This window comes from Sphingomonas sp. PP-CC-3A-396, from assembly GCF_004343105.1.
Classification (GTDB): Bacteria; Pseudomonadota; Alphaproteobacteria; order Sphingomonadales; family Sphingomonadaceae; genus Sphingomonas.
In genome coordinates this window covers 314845-330106 of record NZ_SLYF01000003.1, presented here as the reverse complement: position 1 = coordinate 330106, position 15262 = coordinate 314845, and the positions used below count along the sequence as shown (strand labels likewise).

The following is a 15262-nucleotide window of genomic DNA, read 5'->3' as shown; positions in this document are numbered from 1 at the left end:
TGATGCCGCAAGATCGTTAAACTTCAGCTAAGAATAGTGTCGGGTCGCAGTGCGTTAGGGATCGCGCCGAGGGGCCGCACACGACCCGGCTCGAGCGCGCATGTACGCGGCCGAGTTTGCGGTTGCCGCGCTCCATTACGCCGGTTGGCGACGCTCCCGCTGTCGACGCCAAGACGCCGCACCCGATGGTCGGCTGGAGCGATTGGCGGTGCCGCGCCGCATGTGCGTCATGGTCGCGCGCAAGCGTGCCCGCGTCTGTCTTACCACGGCATCCGCTTCTGCTCCCGCATCGTAGGAGTCTCGGACAGAGGTTCGCATCGGGGTGACGCCGCCCGCGTCCTGATCTAGGTCGGCCTCATGGCTGCGTTTCTCGATCGTCTGATGCCGGCAAAGCGCTGGACCCCGTCCCGGTATCGCGCGCTGCTTCGAGCGCGAGGTCCTCGCTCGGTCCAGTTCCGGACGCGCGCGGCCATCCTCGTCGGTGCGATCCTCGTCGGCATCGTTGCGACGCTGTTCGCCGAGGCGGCTGACCGGGCGGCGGCGATGTTCGCCGGCTATGCCCGCCGCTGGCACTGGTTGCCATTGTTGACGACTCCGTTGACGTTCATGGCGCTGGTCTGGCTCACCCGTCGATACGCACCGTTCGCGCGGGGATCGGGAATACCGCAGGTCATCGCCGCGCAGGCCGATCCCAATGCCGCGACGCGAACGCTGATCTCGGTGCATACGGTCGCGGCCAAGGCGGTGCTGACGATCGGCGCGGTGCTCGGTGGCGCGTCGGTCGGGCGCGAGGGACCGACCGTCCAGCTTGCCGCCGCGGTGATGGGGGCGACGCACCGCATCCTGCGCGTACCGCTGCGTGGCGGCGTGCTGATCGCCGGCGGTGCGGCAGGCGTCGCCGCCGCCTTCAACACGCCGCTGGCCGGACTGATGTTCGCGATCGAGGAACTGGCGTCGGCTTATGAACAGCGCGTGACGCTGCTGGTACTCGCCGCGATCGTGATCGCCGGGATGGTCGCGCAGTCCGTCCAGGGCGACTATATCTATTTTGGTGCGATCGGCGCGCATATGCCGTTGCTGTCGGCGCTGCTCGTCGCACCGGTCGCGGGGATCGCCGGCGGGATGGCGGGTGGCCTGTTCTCGCGCACGCTGCTGGCGATGGCGCTCGCCCGCAACCGGGTGACGCAGTGGACCCGCGCCAACCCGGTCGCATTCGCGGGCGGCTGCGGCGTGGTGGTGGCGGTTCTGGGCGTGGCGACCGGGTTGACCTGGGGCACCGGCTATTCCGCGGCGCGCGCGATGATCGTCGGGGTCGATGCGCCCTTGTGGTTCGGACCGGCCAAGTTCTTGGCGACCGCCGCGACCGCGATCGCAGGGCTGCCGGGCGGGATCTTCGCGCCATCGCTCGCGGTCGGTGCAGGTGTCGGCAATCTGCTGCGTCAGGTGTTCCCCGGCGAGCCGGCGAGCGCGATCGTCATCCTCGGCATGGTCGCCTATTTCGCAGGCGTCGTCCGCGCGCCGCTGACCGCGGTCATCATCCTGTCCGAGACGACTGCGAGCCGGGGGCTGATGCTGCCGATGTTCGCGACCGCGTTCATCGCCGACGCCGCCAGCCAGTGGGTCTGCCGCGAGAAACTCTATCACGGGTTGTCCAGGACGTTCGCCGTCCCGGCCGCCCAGCCGTCCGCCGTCCCGCCCGTCACCCCGGCACGCTGACCGGCACCGCCGGTCACTCGATCCGCAACCCCTCGGTCAGCGCTTCGAGCAGCGCGTCGACCTTGGGCGTAAGCTGGCGGCTTCGGCGCCAGACCAGATGCAGCGGCAGGCCGACCGTCGCCAGTTCCGGGAGGATCTCGACAAGCTCGCCGCGATCTAGCTCGTCCTTGATCAGCCACGTCGCGAGCTGCGCGATCCCGAACCCTGCTTTCACCGCGCCGACCTGCGCTTCGGCGCTGCCGAGGACGATGCGGGCTTCCATCGGGTATTCCTCGATGCGCCCGGCGTCGCGGGCGAACCGCCAGTTGGCCGTGCTGCCATCGCCGCGGCCATAGAGGATGGAGTCGAACGCCGCGAGCGCATCGGCATTCGCAGGCATGCCCCGCCGCTCCAGATAGGCGGGGGATGCGCAGATGATGACGCGCTCGCTGCCGAGGTAGCGGTGACCGAGATTGTCCGGCCAGGGTTCCCCCGCGCCGATCCGGATCGCGACGTCGACGCCCTCCTCGACGATGTCGATCTTGCGGTCGGTGAAGGTGATGCTCGGGCGCAAGTTCGGGTGGCGTTCGGCAAAGGCGAGCAGCAGCGGCATCGCCTGCATCCGCCCGAACGCGATCGGCACGTCGACCTTCAACCGCCCGACGATCTCCGATCGGTGCGCTGCAAGCACCGCCTCGGCATCGGCAAGCTCGCCGAGTACCCGCACGCATGTTTCGTAAAAAGCGGCACCGACGTCGGTCAGCGTCAGGCGGCGGGTCGTGCGCTCGAACAGCCGACTGCCCAGCCGCGCCTCGAGCCGCGCGACGCTCTTGCTGACCGCCGAGTTCGTCAGGTTGAGCCGCGCTCCGGCGGCGGTGAAGCTGCCCGCATCGGCGGTGCAGACAAAGGCTTCGATACCCTTGAGACGTTCCGACGGGATCATGGCAGTGCATCCATTATGGAATAATTGTCGCTCTATGCACGAATTAATGCCGCACGACGTGCGTTTTCGTCGCGCGTAGAGAGGGCGCCATTCAGGAGCCCTTTGCCGATGTCGTCCCCCAGCCATCCTATCCACGCCGCCCCGCCGGGCACGAAGTCGGCGGGGCATGGCTTAGCCGTGCTGTTGCTCGCGATCTCCGCGTTCGTGATCGTCACCACCGAGTTCATCATCGTCGGACTGTTGCCGAGCCTCGCGCGCGATCTCGGCATTTCGATCACCGTCGCGGGGCAGCTCGTCACGCTGTTCGCCTTCACGGTCATGCTCGCAGGGCCGTTCCTGACCGCGATGCTCTCGCACTTCGAGCGCAAGCGGCTGTTCGTCGTGATCCTCGTGATCTTCGCCGGTGCGAACGCTCTGGCCGCCGCAGCGCCCGATATCTGGGTCCTCGGCCTCGCGCGGTTCCTGCCGGCGCTGGCACTACCGGTGTTTTGGGGCACCGCCAGCGAAACCGCAGGCGAACTCGCAGGTCCCGAAAAGGCCGGCAAGGCGGTCGCCAACGTCTATCTCGGGATTTCCGGCGCGATGGTGCTCGGCATTCCGCTCGGTACGCTCGCCTCGACCGCGTTCGGCTGGCGCGGGACGTTCTGGGGGCTGTCGGGGCTGTCGCTGCTGATGGCGGTGCTGTTGCTCGTTGTGATGCCGACGCTGGCACGCCCCGCGCGCGTCAAGCTCGCCGAACAGGCACGCATCCTCAAGGACCCGTATTTCCTCGGCAACGTCGTGCTGTCGGTCATCGTCTTCACTGCGATGTTCACCGCCTATACCTATCTCGCCGATACGCTCGAGCAGATCGCACATATCCCGGCAGGGCGGGTCGGCTGGTGGCTGATGGGCTTCGGGATCGTCGGTCTCGCCGGCAATTGGCTGGGCGGGCAGTTCGTCGGCCGGGGGCCGCTGCTGGTCACGGCGATCACGGCGTTGGTGCTGGCGATCGGCATGGCCGCGACGACACTGGTCGCAGGCTCGACCGTCTGGCTGGCGATCGCGCTCGCGGTCTGGGGCATCGCCAACACCGCGCTCTACCCGATCTGCCAGGTGCGCGTGATGCAGTCGGCGAGCCATGCGCAGGCGCTGGCGGGCACGCTCAACGTGTCGATGGCCAATGCCGGCATCGGCTTCGGCGCGATCATCGGCGGTTCGGTGATCCAGCATCTCGGGCTCGGCGCGGTCGGCCATGTTGCCGCCGCGATCGCGATCCTCGCGGTGCTGGTGACACCGCTGGTGCACCGGCTGAAGGCCCGGAGCGTCAGCTGATGGACACGCCGGACGCACTGGCACCGGATCTGGCCGGACACGCCGCCTATGCGCGCGTGTTCCAGCCCGGCCGGCTGACGCTGGGCTTCATCGCCCCGCTCGAAGCCTATCCGACCGCACCGTGGCCGACGCTCGCCGATCACGCGGCACTGGCGCGAAAGGTCGATGCGCTCGACTTCGCGGCGATCTGGCTGCGCGACGTGCCGTTCTACGATCCGAGCTTCGGCGATGTCGGGCAAGTCCTCGATCCGATGGTCTATGCCGGATGGCTCGCCGCGCAGACGACTCGGATCGCGATCGGCACGGCGGGTATCGTCCTGCCGCTGCGCGATCCGCTGATCGTCGCCAAGCAGGCGGCAAGCGTCGACCAGTTGCTCGGCGGGCGCTTTCTGCTCGGGCTGTCGACCGGCGACCGGCCGTCGGAGTTCGCGGCGTTCGACAGCAACCTCGACGATCGTCCCGAACGCTACCGCGATGCGATCGACGTCATCCGCGCCGCGACCGAACGGTCGTTCGCCCGGCATGCGTCTGCGTATTACGGCACGCTCGACGGCAGCATCGACATGGTCCCCAAGCCGGTCGGACCGCGATTGCCGATCCTCGGGATCGGTCGCGCGGGGCAGACGCTGGACTGGCTCGGCGCGAACACCGATGGCTGGATCTGGCATCTCAGCGACGCGCGGCGTCTGCCCGACGTTCTCGCGCGGTGGCGAACGGCAACCGCCGCCGGCCCGTATAAGCCGTACGGCTATGGCGCGATGTTCGACCTGCTCGCGGACCCGGATGCACCGCTGGCCTATGCCAGCGGCGGTATCCGCAGCGGTCGCAACGCGCTGATCGACCTCTGGAAGCGTCAGCGGGACGAGGGCGTGGCGCACGTCGCACTCAACCCCAAGCCGTCGCGACGCCCCTTTGCCGACGTGGCCGACGAACTCGCGACCTATGTCCTGCCGCACTTTCCCACTGACGCGCGTTAACCCCCCTTTTCATCAGGATGTCACCCATGCCCAAGGTTTCCACCACGACCGATTACGCATCGCGCGACGCGAGTATCGCGATCAACAGCTACACGACCGTCCTGCGCCGCCCCCGCGTGCCGCATGACGTGTTCGCCACCTATTGGCGCGACGTCCACGGCCCGCTGTGTTCGCGCATTCCGGGTCTCGGCTGGTACGTCCAGAACCATCTGAACCGCGAGCAGGACGCGCATCTCTGGCCGGCTATCGACGGCATCGCGCCGTTCGCGGATTATGAACTCGACGGCGGGGTAGAGATCGGGTTCGAGTCGAAGGCCGACCAGGACGTCTTCAACGCGGCGAGCCACATCCTGTTCGCCGACGAGCAGAACATGTTCGCGGCCACCGTCGCCTATGCGCTGCCCAACGGATCGCGCACGCTGGTCGACCGCATCGCCGATCCGATCCCCAATGGCGACGACGGCTTCGACCGTATCCACGTCCACTTCGGCGCAGCCGACGGCGACGCCGGGACGTTCGCGACGTTCATGACCGAGTTCGCCGAAACGCTCGCCGCCGACGCCGCGGTGTTGAAGCTTCGTCTGCATGTGCCGGACCGCTACGATAATGCCGAACCCGCCCCGCCGGCACCCAATGTTGATCATCTGGTACCCCCGGAGCGCGCACGGATCGCGGTGATCGAACTCGCCTTCGAAAGCCCGCTGACCCGGCGCGCGTTCTTCGAATCCGACGCGTTCACCGCAACGCACGCCGCGCAAAAGGCGCATATTGCGTATGTCTCGGCGTTCGCGGTCAGCGGCGTTTATACCTATGTCCGCGTCAAGCAGCTCACCACCGCCGGGTTGCGCGGCAGCCGTCAGGCGCAGCTGATCGAGCGGCTCGGCGCCAACAATCAGGTGGCCGCCGACGTGCGCGGTCTGATGCACACGGGCTCCGTCGACTAGCGATCGTTGACGTCGCGGTGAGGACGGCTCGGGATCGGCGATGTCCGTGTCATTGATTCGACCCCGCGACGTCATCAAACTGTACCGGCAGGCTCATACCCGGTCGGGGGATGACTGCCGCCAACCTCACCGCCACCGATCCTGCGCCACGCGGTCTGTGGCAGGGGTGGTCGCGTTTGCGCGCTCAGGTCGAGCGGATGACGCGGCGCACGGATGGTGAGGACCTGCTCCATGACGCCTATGTCAGCATGGCGGGGCTGGCGACCGCGCCGCGCAACGACGAGGCGTTCCTGGTCCACGCCGCGGTCAACCGGGGTCGCGATGCGTTTCGCCGGGAGGCGGTGCGCGGGGCGTGCGAACCAGCCGAGGCGATCGACTGGCTGCGCGATCCCGCACCGATCCAGGACGAGGTGATGATCGCCAAGGCGCGACTGGCGCGCGTCCGCGAGGGTATCGACCGGCTGACGCCCAGGACCCGCGAGATTTTTCTGATGCAGCGGCTCGACGGGTACAAATACCGCGAGATTGCCGAGCGGCTGGACATCAGCCAGGGCGCGGTCGAGAAGCACATGGCCAAGGCTATGACCTTCTTGGCCGATTGGACGGAGGGTTGGTGAGTTTCGCGATGCCCGGCCGCCGTCCCTCGAACAGCTTCGATGCGAACCCGGCTGCAACCAACCGAAGCGCGGCAGAATGGATCGCGCGGCTCAATGCCGACGACGCGACCGCGCAGGACGCGGCGGGCTTCCGGCGTTGGCTCGCCGCGAACCCCGATCATGCCGAACGGTTCGAGCGTGCTACCGATCTCTGGGACATGGTGCCGGGGACGGCGCCGTCGCGCGCACCGGTGACGCGGCGCCGGGCGCTTGCCGGTCTCATGGCGCTGACCGCGACGACCGCCGGCGGAACGATCGCATTCCAGGCCGCGCACGCCGCGACGCCGTACGAGACGGGGATCGGCGAACAGCGGCGGATCGGGCTTCGCGATGGCTCGTCGCTGCTGCTTGATGCGGCAACGCGTGTTCGCCTGATCGCGACCGCGGAGCGGCGCCAGCTCTGGCTTGAGCGCGGTCGGGTCGACCTGACCGTGACGCCGCGGACCATACCGTTCACGATCGACGCGGGGCGAGGGGACATGACCGCAAGCGCAGGCCGGTTCGACCTGCGCCGCGACCGCGAAGACCGGGTAGCGGTGACCGCGATCGAGGGCAGCGCTACAGAGACCACCGGCGGCGCAAGGCAGCTGACCGGTGGCGAGCGCCTGGTCGATGGCCGGATCGACCGCCCCGACCTCGCCGCGACGCAAGCCTGGACGAGCGGCCGCGCGGCGTTCCACGACGATACGTTGACGACAGTCGCCGAGGAGGCCAACCGCTACAGCACGACCCGGCTGGTGATCGCCGACCCCGCGGTTGCCGGAGTGCGCGTCAGCGGGATGTACCGGATGGGCGACAACGTCGCGCTCGGCCGGTCGCTCGCCACGCTGCTCGCGCTGCGGGTGCGGACGATCGAGGGCGCGGTCCTGCTCGGCGGATAAAGTTCGCCGCAATTCGCCGCAACTCGCCTTGGGGGGGGTGGGGTAGATCGATCCACGCCCGTCGAGGAGGTGCGGCATCATCGCCGCCTTCCTTGGGGGGATGAACACCGTGATCACCAATCGCCGGCGTCTGCGCCGATCGTTCGTGCTGGGCGCCGCCGTTGCCGCGCTGTCGACCGCGTTTCTTGCCACCGCCGCGACCGCGCAGGCGCGCGTAACCCTGCATCTCGCAGCCCAACCGCTCGGCAAGGCGCTCGAGACGCTCGCCCGCCAGAGCGGCACCGACATCCTGTTCACGCCCGCCGCGGTCGCCGGGATGACCGCGCCCGCGCTCAACGGTACGATGGCCCCGCAGGCTGCGGTCGAGCGCCTGATTGCAGGCACGCCGCTAACCGTGCGTCGCGAGGCCAATGGCGCGTTGCTCGTATCGGGTGCGGTCGTTAGCGCCGCGCCGCAGACGGTGGCGACCGACGCCTCGCAGGGCGACACCGCCGATATCGTCGTCACCGGCTATGCCAGTAGCCTGACCACCGCGCTCGCGCAGAAGCGCAAGGCGACCAACGTCATCGACGTCGTCAAGGCCGAGGACATCGGCAAGTTCCCCGCGCAAAACATCGCCGAGGCGCTTCAGCGCGTGCCCGGCGTATCGATCGTCCGCGATCGCGGCGAGGGCGTGTTCGTCCGGATCCGCGGGCTCGGTGCCAATTTCCAGGTGGTGACGCTCAACGACCGCTCGGTCGCGGTCAATGAGAACGTCCGCGACAGCGGCCAGAGCGGCCGCCAGTTCCGCTTCGACACGCTGCCCTCCGAACTGATGTCCGCGGTCGAGGTGATCAAGAGCCCACGCGCGAGCCTCGACGAAGGCGGCATCGGCGGCACCATCAACCTGCGCACCTTCCGCCCGCTCGACCTGAAGAAGCCGGTGCTGTCGCTGTCCGCCACCGCGAGTTCGCCGCGGCTTGCCGATACGGTCGATCCGCGCCTGTCCGGCATGGCGAGCTGGGCGAGCCCCGACGGCAAGATCGGCGCGCTGATCGCCGCCGTCTATGACGAGCGCACCACGCGACAGGACCGCATCACCGGGGTCGGCTGGGCGGACGGCAAGATCGATACCGACGGCAACGGCTCGCTCGACAGCGAGACAATCCTGATCCCCACCGCGATCCGGCCGACGCTCGAGCAGGAGAAGCGCGACCGGATCGGCCTCAACGGCGCGGTGCAGTGGAAGCCCGACGATCGGTTCGAGCTGAACGTCGACGGGCTGTGGAGCCGGTTGAACGTCGCCTATGACGAGCTGACCTATTCGGCGGCGGATGGCGCCGGCCTGCCGCGCGGGATCGTACCGGGCAGCGCGGTGATCGAGAATGGCGTGCTGACCGGCGCGACGACGACCGCCTCGACCACGCAGATCGGTCGCGAGACGTCCGTGCTGCAATATAAGAACTGGCTGGTGGGCACGAACGCCCGGTGGCAAGCGGATGGCTGGACGATCGCCGCGGACGGCAGCATCGGCCAGGCCTATTCGAACACGCCGGAGCCGATCTATCGCACCCGCCTGCTCGGGACGGTCGGCGCGACGATTTTCGACTTCGGCAAGGCGGGCGACCGGCTGCCCAACGTGACGCTGTTGAACGCCGACCTGTCGAACCCGGCGCTGCTGCCCGGGCGGCGGATCGAATACCGCGTCAACGATTCGAAGGACCGCGAACGCGCCGCCAAGCTCGACATCACGCGCGACCTGACCGGCGTGTTCAGCGCGCTGCATGCCGGTGCGAAATACCAGAAGCGGACGCGCGCCTATGATCGCCGCGACATCAACTTCACCAGCGGCATCACCGGCAAGTATTTCGACGCGAGCTATTTCGTGCCGTTCCCGGTCGATGACTTCTTGGACGGTGCCAAGGGCGATCTGCCGACGACCTGGGCGATACCGGACCCAGCCAAGTTCCTCGCCGCCGCCACCGGCAAGGAAGCGTTGCTCGCCGCCCCGCTCGCGCGCGGCGATCTGCGCAACAGCTATGCGATCGGCGAGGAGATCCTCGCGGGCTACGGCATGGCCGACTTCGCGTTCCCGATCGGTGGCATCGCGGTGCGCGGCGACCTCGGCGTGCGCTATGCCCGGACGCGCCAGACCTCGTCTGGCTATGCCGACGACGGCAAGGTCGCGTTGCCGGTCAGCTACGAGAAGACCTACGACAATGTCCTCCCCTCGCTCAATCTGGTCGCCGAGTTCACCCCCAAGTTGCAGATGCGGTTCGCCGCGTCGAAGGTGATCACCCGGCCGTCGCTCGCCGATCTTGCCCCGCGGCTGACGATCAATTCGAGCCCGACCGTCCTCACCGCGGTCGGCGGCAACCCCGAATTGAAGCCGTTCGAGGCGTGGCAATATGACGGCACCGTCGAATGGTATTTCGCGCCCGGCAGCGCGCTGGTCGGCGGCGTGTTCTACAAGGACATCACCACCTTCGTGTTCCAGCAGACGCGCGACTTCGTCCTCGACGGACAGACCTATCGCCTGACCGCGCCGAAGAACGGCGGCGACGCCTATGTCGCCGGGATCGAGATCGCCTATCAGCAGCTCTTCAAGATGCTCCCCGCGCCGTTCGATGGTCTCGGCGCGCAGGCGAACTACACCCACACCGCGACCGGCGGCACCTATGCGCTGGCGACGGGCGGTACGTTCCGCGATGCGCTGGTCGACGTCGCCAAGGACAGCCTCAACCTGACGGCGTTCTACGAGAAGAACCGCGTCGGCGCACGCGTCAGCTACAGCTGGCGCGGCAACGTGCTGCGCGACGTCGGCGGGGCCGGGCTTGCTGCGAACAACGACAGCGCGTTCGGCAGTCTCGATTTCGACATGTCGTACAAGGTCACGCCGAACGTCACCTTCGTCGTGCAGGGTATGAACGTCGCCGGCGGCGTCCAGTGGCAATATGTCCGCGACAATCAGTTTGCGGGCTACACGGATTACGGCCGCACGTTCACCGCCGGCGTCCGGGCGAAGTTCTGATGCGGGTCGCACCGCTCGCAGCCGGCTTCGCACTGGTCGTCACGACCATGGCGGGGGCGGTTGCGGCGCAGACCACACCACCGCCACAGGACAAGCTCGAACGCGTCGTCATCGTCATGCGCCACGGCGTGCGCAGCGCGATGTCGAGCCCGGAAGACCTCGGCCGCTACAGCCGCCGGGCGTGGCCGCGGTTCGCGGTGCCGCCGGGCCATCTGACCGCGAACGGTGCGACGCTCGTGACGATGCTCGGCGGCTGGTATCGCGACCATTACCGGCAGCTCGGGCTGCTCGGCACAAACGACTGCGCAGTCTATTATTGGGCGAACCATACGCAGCGGACCGAGGCGACCGCCACCGCACTCGCCGCCGGTCTGACGCCGGGATGTACAGCGACGATCCACCAGTCCGCCGCGGCCCCCGATCCGCTGTTCGAGGCACCGCAGACGCCGCTCGCGCCACTCGATCCGCAGCGGATACTGGCGGCGATATCCGCGCGGGTCGACGGCAACCTCGCCGCATGGGACGCGCAACAGGGTCACGATCGCGACCGGTTCGAGGCGCTGTTGCTGCAATGTCGCCGCATCCCCTGCTCGGCGGTCGAGCGGACCAGGGTGCAGCGCCGGCTGAGCGACACCCCCGTCGCGATGCGGATCGACGATGGCAAACCGGACCTGTCATCCCCCAGCCTGCAAGTCGCCGGGATCGCCGAGAGCCTGGTGATGGCCTATGCCGACGGGCTCGCCTTCCCCGGATGGCGCGGGATCGATGCGGCGGCGATCGGCAAGGCGCTGATCGTGCACGGGGCCGGCATCGACCTGCGCACCCGCACCCCGGAAGTCGGACGCCAGACCAGCAGCTACCTCGCGATGCGGCTGCTCGCGACGCTCCAGCGCGGTGCCGGCGCGACCGCACTCGCCGATCCGATCGGCGATGCGGAGAAGATCGTCGTCCTCAGCGGACACGACGGCACCGTGACGATGCTCGCCGGACTGCTCGGCCTGAACTGGAAACTGCGGGACTATGGCAAGGGCGAAGCTGCACCCGGTGGCGGGCTCGTGTTCGAGGTCTGGCGTCTCACCACGACCGGCCAGCAGGTCGTCCGTATCAACTATGTCGCACAACGGCTCGACCAGATGCGATACCGCACGCCGCTGTCGATCGACGCACCGCCGGAGCTGGCCGCATTGTCCATCGCCGGTTGCGCCGACCCCTGTTCGTTGCCACGTTTTACGACGCACCTGCTCGGCACGGTGTCGGCCGACCCGCAACATTGACGGCGTGCGAAACGCAGGGCGCCGGTGCTTCTGCCGCCCTCAAGAATAACCGACGATAACGCCTCCGGAACGGCCGATCGAAGGACTCGATCGCTGTCATGGATATTCCCCGTTTCGAAAGCGGGCATCGTTCGACCAGGGACCGCGGCTAGCCGCACGTTCCGTGCGGGCACGCGTCCATAGTCGCGAGCACAGACAAAGGGTCCCGATGAAGAACTTGAACAGCCGTCAGGCGATGGCGGCGATGCTGCTCGTCGCAGCCTCGCCCAGCGCGCTCATCCAGCCGGTTGCCGCGCAGACGATGACGCCAGCCGACACGCAGGCCGAGACCCGCATGACCACCGCGGCCGCGCCGGTCAGCGCCGGCAAGCCCGCGCTCGCGCAAGCGGGCGTCGCAGGAACGGTCGATGCGAAGGGCGATGCAGGCAGCGCCTCGACCCTGCAGATGACCCGGGACAATGGTGCGCCGATCGGCGAGAACCGTAACTCGAAGGCAGCTGGCGATCTTGGCCCGGTGCTGCTCGAAGACACCACGCTGATCGAGAAGCTCGCCCGGTTCGACCGCGAGCGTGAGCCCGAACGCGTCGTCCATGCGCGCGGCACCGGCGCGCACGGCGTGTTCACCGCGACCGCCGATATCTCGAACATCACCAGCGCATCGCTGTTCGCGAACGGCAAGCAGACGCCTGTGTTCGTCCGCTTCTCGACCGTGATCCACCCGTCGGGTAGCCCCGAGGGCATGCGCGACCCACGCGGCTTCGCGACCAAGTTCTACACCGATCAGGGTAATTGGGACCTTGTCGGCAACAACCTGCCGATCTTCTTCATCCGTGACGCGATCCAGTTTCCGGACATGATCCACGCGCTGAAGCCCTCGCCGGTCACCAACAAGCAGGACCCCAACCGCTTCTTCGACTTCTTCTCGGCCACGCCCGAGGCGACCAACATGCTCGCTCACGTCTATTCGAACCTCGGCACGCCCGCGTCGTACCGGACGATGGACGGCAACGGCGTCCACGCGTTCAAGCTGGTCAATGCGAAGGGCGAAACCGTGTTCGCCAAGTTCCGGTGGATCAGCCGCCAGGGCGTGAAGAACCTCAACGGCGCACAGGTCGCGACCGCGTCGTGGAACTACCTCACCGACGATCTCTACGGCGAGATCGCCAAGGGTGACTTCCCGACTTGGGACCTGATGGTGCAGACGATGAAGCCATCCGAGTTCGCCAAGCTCGACTATAATCCGTTCGACGACACCAAGGAGTGGCTGGGCGTGCCGTTCCGCAAGATCGGCGAGATGACACTCAACAAGGTGCCGACCAACTTCTTCGAGTTCACCGAGCAGTCTGCGTTCGCGCCCGCCAACATGGTGCCGGGGATCGAGGCGTCGCCCGACCGCATGCTTCAGGGCCGGCTGTTCTCCTATTCGGATACGCAGCGTCACCGCATCGGCGCCAACGTCATGCAGCTGCCCGTCAACCGGCCTCTCGCCAGCGTCGTCAACAACAACCAGGACGGTCAGCTCGATCACGCCACGCGGACCTCGGACGTCAATTATTTCCCGGCCGCAACCGCCGCGAAGTCGACCGACGCCCGCTACCGCGCCTCGACCTACGCGGTCGATGCGACGGTCGACGCCAAGCCGATCGCGAAGACCAACAACTTCGCCCAGGCTGGCGATTTCTACAGCGCGCTGAAGCCGCAGGATCGGACCGACCTCGTCACCAATCTGGCGGGCGACCTGAACGTCGTCACGTCGGCGCGGACGAAGACGATCATGGTCAGCTATTTCTACCAGGCGGATCCGGACTTCGGCACGCGTCTAGCGATCGCGGTCAACTTGCCGATGGCGGACGTGTCGCGCGCTGTCGCAGAGTACCGCACCGCCAACCCGGCGCAGACTTCGCGCCGCTGAGAAGCGGGCAGGGGGTGCGGCGTGATCCGTGCCCCCTCTATTCTGCTTTCAAGAAACGAGACTGACGATGCTGATATTCTTTGCGGCGCTGGCCGCCGTCGCGACGCCGCAAGTCGCGCCCGCCGACCGCCCGGCATCACCTGCGGTGGTCGCGCCATCGCCCGAACGCCGCCAGCAACTGATGTTCGACGCCGCCCGGCTTGGTCGCGTCGACATGATCGATCCGCTGCTCAAGTTTGGTGCGGATATCAATGCGTATGACGATCGCGGTTTCACGCCGTTGATCCTGGCCGCGTATAACGGGCAGGCGGCGACCGTCGATGCGCTGATCGCCAAGGGGGCGAACGCATGCCGCCCGGACCGCGATCAGGGCAACACCGCGCAGATGGGCGTCGCGTTCAAGGGTGAGGACGCGATCGCGGCGCGGCTGCTGAAGGCGGGATGCGACGTCAACAAGCGCAACAATGCCGGGCAGACCGCGCTGATGATGGCATCGCTCTTCAACCGCACGCGGCAGGTCGACATGCTCCTCGCGGCGGGCGCCGACCGCACGATCCAGGACGCTGCGGGTCGATCCGCAAGCTCGGTCGCCGCCGATCAGGGCAATGCGCCGATGGCCGTGCGGGTGAAGCGCTAGGGCGCCCTCATTCCGAACCGCCCCTATTCCCTACCGCACGTGCCGGTCATCGGCACGTGCGGGACGCCGACCGCGCGTTGATTAGCGACGGTTGTCGAGTTCCGGCACGCCGCTGCTCCGGTCCGCATAGGCGGCGAGGAACGTCGGCCGGCGCTGCCAACGCTGCCAGAACGCATCGATATGCTCATACCGCTCGTCGAGCGGCATCGCGTTCACCTCGAACTTCGAGAACGCGATCGCGGTCGCTAGCGTGATATCCGAGAACGTGGGTTCGTCACCCCCGAGCAGCCACTCGCGGCCATCGGCCAGATGCCGGTCCACCAGCGCGGTATGCGCCAGCGCCTCCTTACGGCAATGCTCGCCCCACGCGGCGTTGGCGGTCAGTTCGAGCTTGGGGCCGAGACCCTGGTGTAGGACGTGGAACGCGGTCGTGATGCGGTAGAGGATATGGACCCAGATCCGATTGTCCCACATCGTGTCGAGACCCTGGTCTTCCGGTGTCTCGCCCATGATCCGCCGACCCGGAAACGCCTGGTCGAGATAGCGCACGACCGCCGCGGTCTCCGAGATGAAGCTGCCGTCCGCCAGTTCAAGCGTCGGCGTCTCGCCCCAGGGGTTCATCTTCAGATGCTTCCACTGCCGTTGCTCGCCGACCGGGGCCATGTCGTAGACGGTTTCGTCGAACCGGTCGGCGATGCCCTTTTCGTGCAGGAAGATGCGCAGACGCTGCGGGTTGGGGAACGCGGACGGCGACGTGAACAGGCGAAGCTTCGCGGGCGTGTTTGATTGGGTCGTCGCGGGCGTCGAGGGCAGCTGAGCAATCAAGGTTTCATCCCTACCAAGTGATCGGTAGCGCATTGAATGTCCGCATACCACGCTCGTGTCAATGCCTATCTACCACTTGGTTGGTCTGCTAGATGCCTAGTGCGAACCGTGCGGCCAGGTCCTTGCCGGCCTGATGACGGTCCGTGAGGAGTCCGATGCGCTCAACCACAGCAGAATCGGTAAGGCGGAGCACG

Annotated in this window: 12 protein-coding genes; 10 read left to right on the top strand and 2 right to left on the bottom strand. The window is 67.4% G+C overall.

Annotated elements, in window-relative coordinates; all coding sequences use genetic code 11:
- Window positions 1-357: 357 nt before the first annotated feature.
- Window positions 358-1716, top strand: coding sequence for a chloride channel protein (locus tag C8J40_RS07645; RefSeq protein WP_132896489.1), 1359 nt, complete (start codon window positions 358-360; stop codon window positions 1714-1716).
- A gap of 13 nt (window positions 1717-1729) precedes the next feature.
- On the opposite strand, the gene C8J40_RS07640 is transcribed toward C8J40_RS07645, so the two are convergent.
- Window positions 1730-2638, bottom strand: coding sequence for a LysR family transcriptional regulator (locus C8J40_RS07640; RefSeq protein ID WP_132896488.1), 909 nt, complete (start codon window positions 2636-2638; stop codon window positions 1730-1732).
- 108 nt (window positions 2639-2746) lie between these two features.
- Between C8J40_RS07640 and C8J40_RS07635 the strand changes: the two genes are divergently transcribed.
- The 9 genes from C8J40_RS07635 to C8J40_RS07595 all read left to right on the top strand — a co-directional run bounded on the left by C8J40_RS07635 (window position 2747) and on the right by C8J40_RS07595 (window position 14243).
- The gene (locus C8J40_RS07635; RefSeq protein ID WP_132896487.1) at window positions 2747-3952 is read left to right on the top strand and encodes an MFS transporter; all 1206 of its coding nucleotides are present in this window, start codon (window positions 2747-2749) and stop codon (window positions 3950-3952) included.
- Window positions 3952-4929, top strand: a complete 978-nt coding sequence (locus tag C8J40_RS07630; protein WP_132896486.1) for a TIGR03571 family LLM class oxidoreductase — start codon at window positions 3952-3954, stop codon at window positions 4927-4929. Before C8J40_RS07635 ends, C8J40_RS07630 begins: the two co-directional genes overlap by 1 nt.
- A 26-nt stretch (window positions 4930-4955) precedes the next feature.
- Window positions 4956-5873, top strand: a complete 918-nt coding sequence (locus tag C8J40_RS07625; RefSeq protein ID WP_132896485.1) for a hypothetical protein — start codon at window positions 4956-4958, stop codon at window positions 5871-5873.
- Between the two features lie 110 nt (window positions 5874-5983).
- Window positions 5984-6490 carry an RNA polymerase sigma factor gene (locus tag C8J40_RS07620; protein ID WP_132896484.1) on the top strand — a complete coding sequence of 169 codons (507 nt, stop codon included), beginning with the start codon at window positions 5984-5986 and terminating at the stop codon, window positions 6488-6490.
- Window positions 6487-7410, top strand: a complete 924-nt coding sequence (locus tag C8J40_RS07615; protein ID WP_243693260.1) for a FecR domain-containing protein — start codon at window positions 6487-6489, stop codon at window positions 7408-7410. Before C8J40_RS07620 ends, C8J40_RS07615 begins: the two co-directional genes overlap by 4 nt.
- 100 nt (window positions 7411-7510) lie before the next feature.
- Complete coding sequence (locus C8J40_RS07610; protein WP_132896483.1) at window positions 7511-10420, top strand: TonB-dependent receptor; 2910 nt, start codon at window positions 7511-7513, stop codon at window positions 10418-10420.
- Window positions 10420-11694: a histidine-type phosphatase gene (locus C8J40_RS07605; RefSeq protein ID WP_132896482.1), complete on the top strand. Its 1275-nt coding sequence runs from the start codon at window positions 10420-10422 to the stop codon at window positions 11692-11694. The genes C8J40_RS07610 and C8J40_RS07605 overlap by 1 nt, the downstream gene beginning before the upstream one ends.
- 208 nt (window positions 11695-11902) lie before the next feature.
- Window positions 11903-13606 (top strand): catalase, encoded by a 1704-nt coding sequence (locus C8J40_RS07600; RefSeq protein ID WP_279432584.1) that lies wholly within the window; start codon window positions 11903-11905, stop codon window positions 13604-13606.
- Between the two features lie 67 nt (window positions 13607-13673).
- Window positions 13674-14243, top strand: coding sequence for an ankyrin repeat domain-containing protein (locus tag C8J40_RS07595; RefSeq protein WP_132896481.1), 570 nt, complete (start codon window positions 13674-13676; stop codon window positions 14241-14243).
- 81 nt (window positions 14244-14324) lie between these two features.
- On the opposite strand, the gene C8J40_RS07590 is transcribed toward C8J40_RS07595, so the two are convergent.
- On the bottom strand, window positions 14325-15068 hold the full coding sequence (locus tag C8J40_RS07590; protein WP_207901160.1) for a glutathione S-transferase N-terminal domain-containing protein: 744 nt from the start codon (window positions 15066-15068) through the stop codon (window positions 14325-14327).
- Window positions 15069-15262 lie beyond the last annotated feature (194 nt).

Coding starts and splice junctions, on each gene's coding strand:
- C8J40_RS07595 (WP_132896481.1), top strand. CDS start 13,674: ATGCTGATATTCTTTGCGGCGCTGGCCGCCGTCGCGACGCCGCAAGTC.
- C8J40_RS07645 (WP_132896489.1), top strand. CDS start 358: ATGGCTGCGTTTCTCGATCGTCTGATGCCGGCAAAGCGCTGGACCCCG.
- C8J40_RS07610 (WP_132896483.1), top strand. CDS start 7,511: ATGAACACCGTGATCACCAATCGCCGGCGTCTGCGCCGATCGTTCGTG.
- C8J40_RS07605 (WP_132896482.1), top strand. CDS start 10,420: ATGCGGGTCGCACCGCTCGCAGCCGGCTTCGCACTGGTCGTCACGACC.
- C8J40_RS07630 (WP_132896486.1), top strand. CDS start 3,952: ATGGACACGCCGGACGCACTGGCACCGGATCTGGCCGGACACGCCGCC.
- C8J40_RS07625 (WP_132896485.1), top strand. CDS start 4,956: ATGCCCAAGGTTTCCACCACGACCGATTACGCATCGCGCGACGCGAGT.
- C8J40_RS07640 (WP_132896488.1), bottom strand. CDS start 2,638: ATGATCCCGTCGGAACGTCTCAAGGGTATCGAAGCCTTTGTCTGCACC.
- C8J40_RS07635 (WP_132896487.1), top strand. CDS start 2,747: ATGTCGTCCCCCAGCCATCCTATCCACGCCGCCCCGCCGGGCACGAAG.
- C8J40_RS07620 (WP_132896484.1), top strand. CDS start 5,984: ATGACTGCCGCCAACCTCACCGCCACCGATCCTGCGCCACGCGGTCTG.
- C8J40_RS07600 (WP_279432584.1), top strand. CDS start 11,903: ATGAAGAACTTGAACAGCCGTCAGGCGATGGCGGCGATGCTGCTCGTC.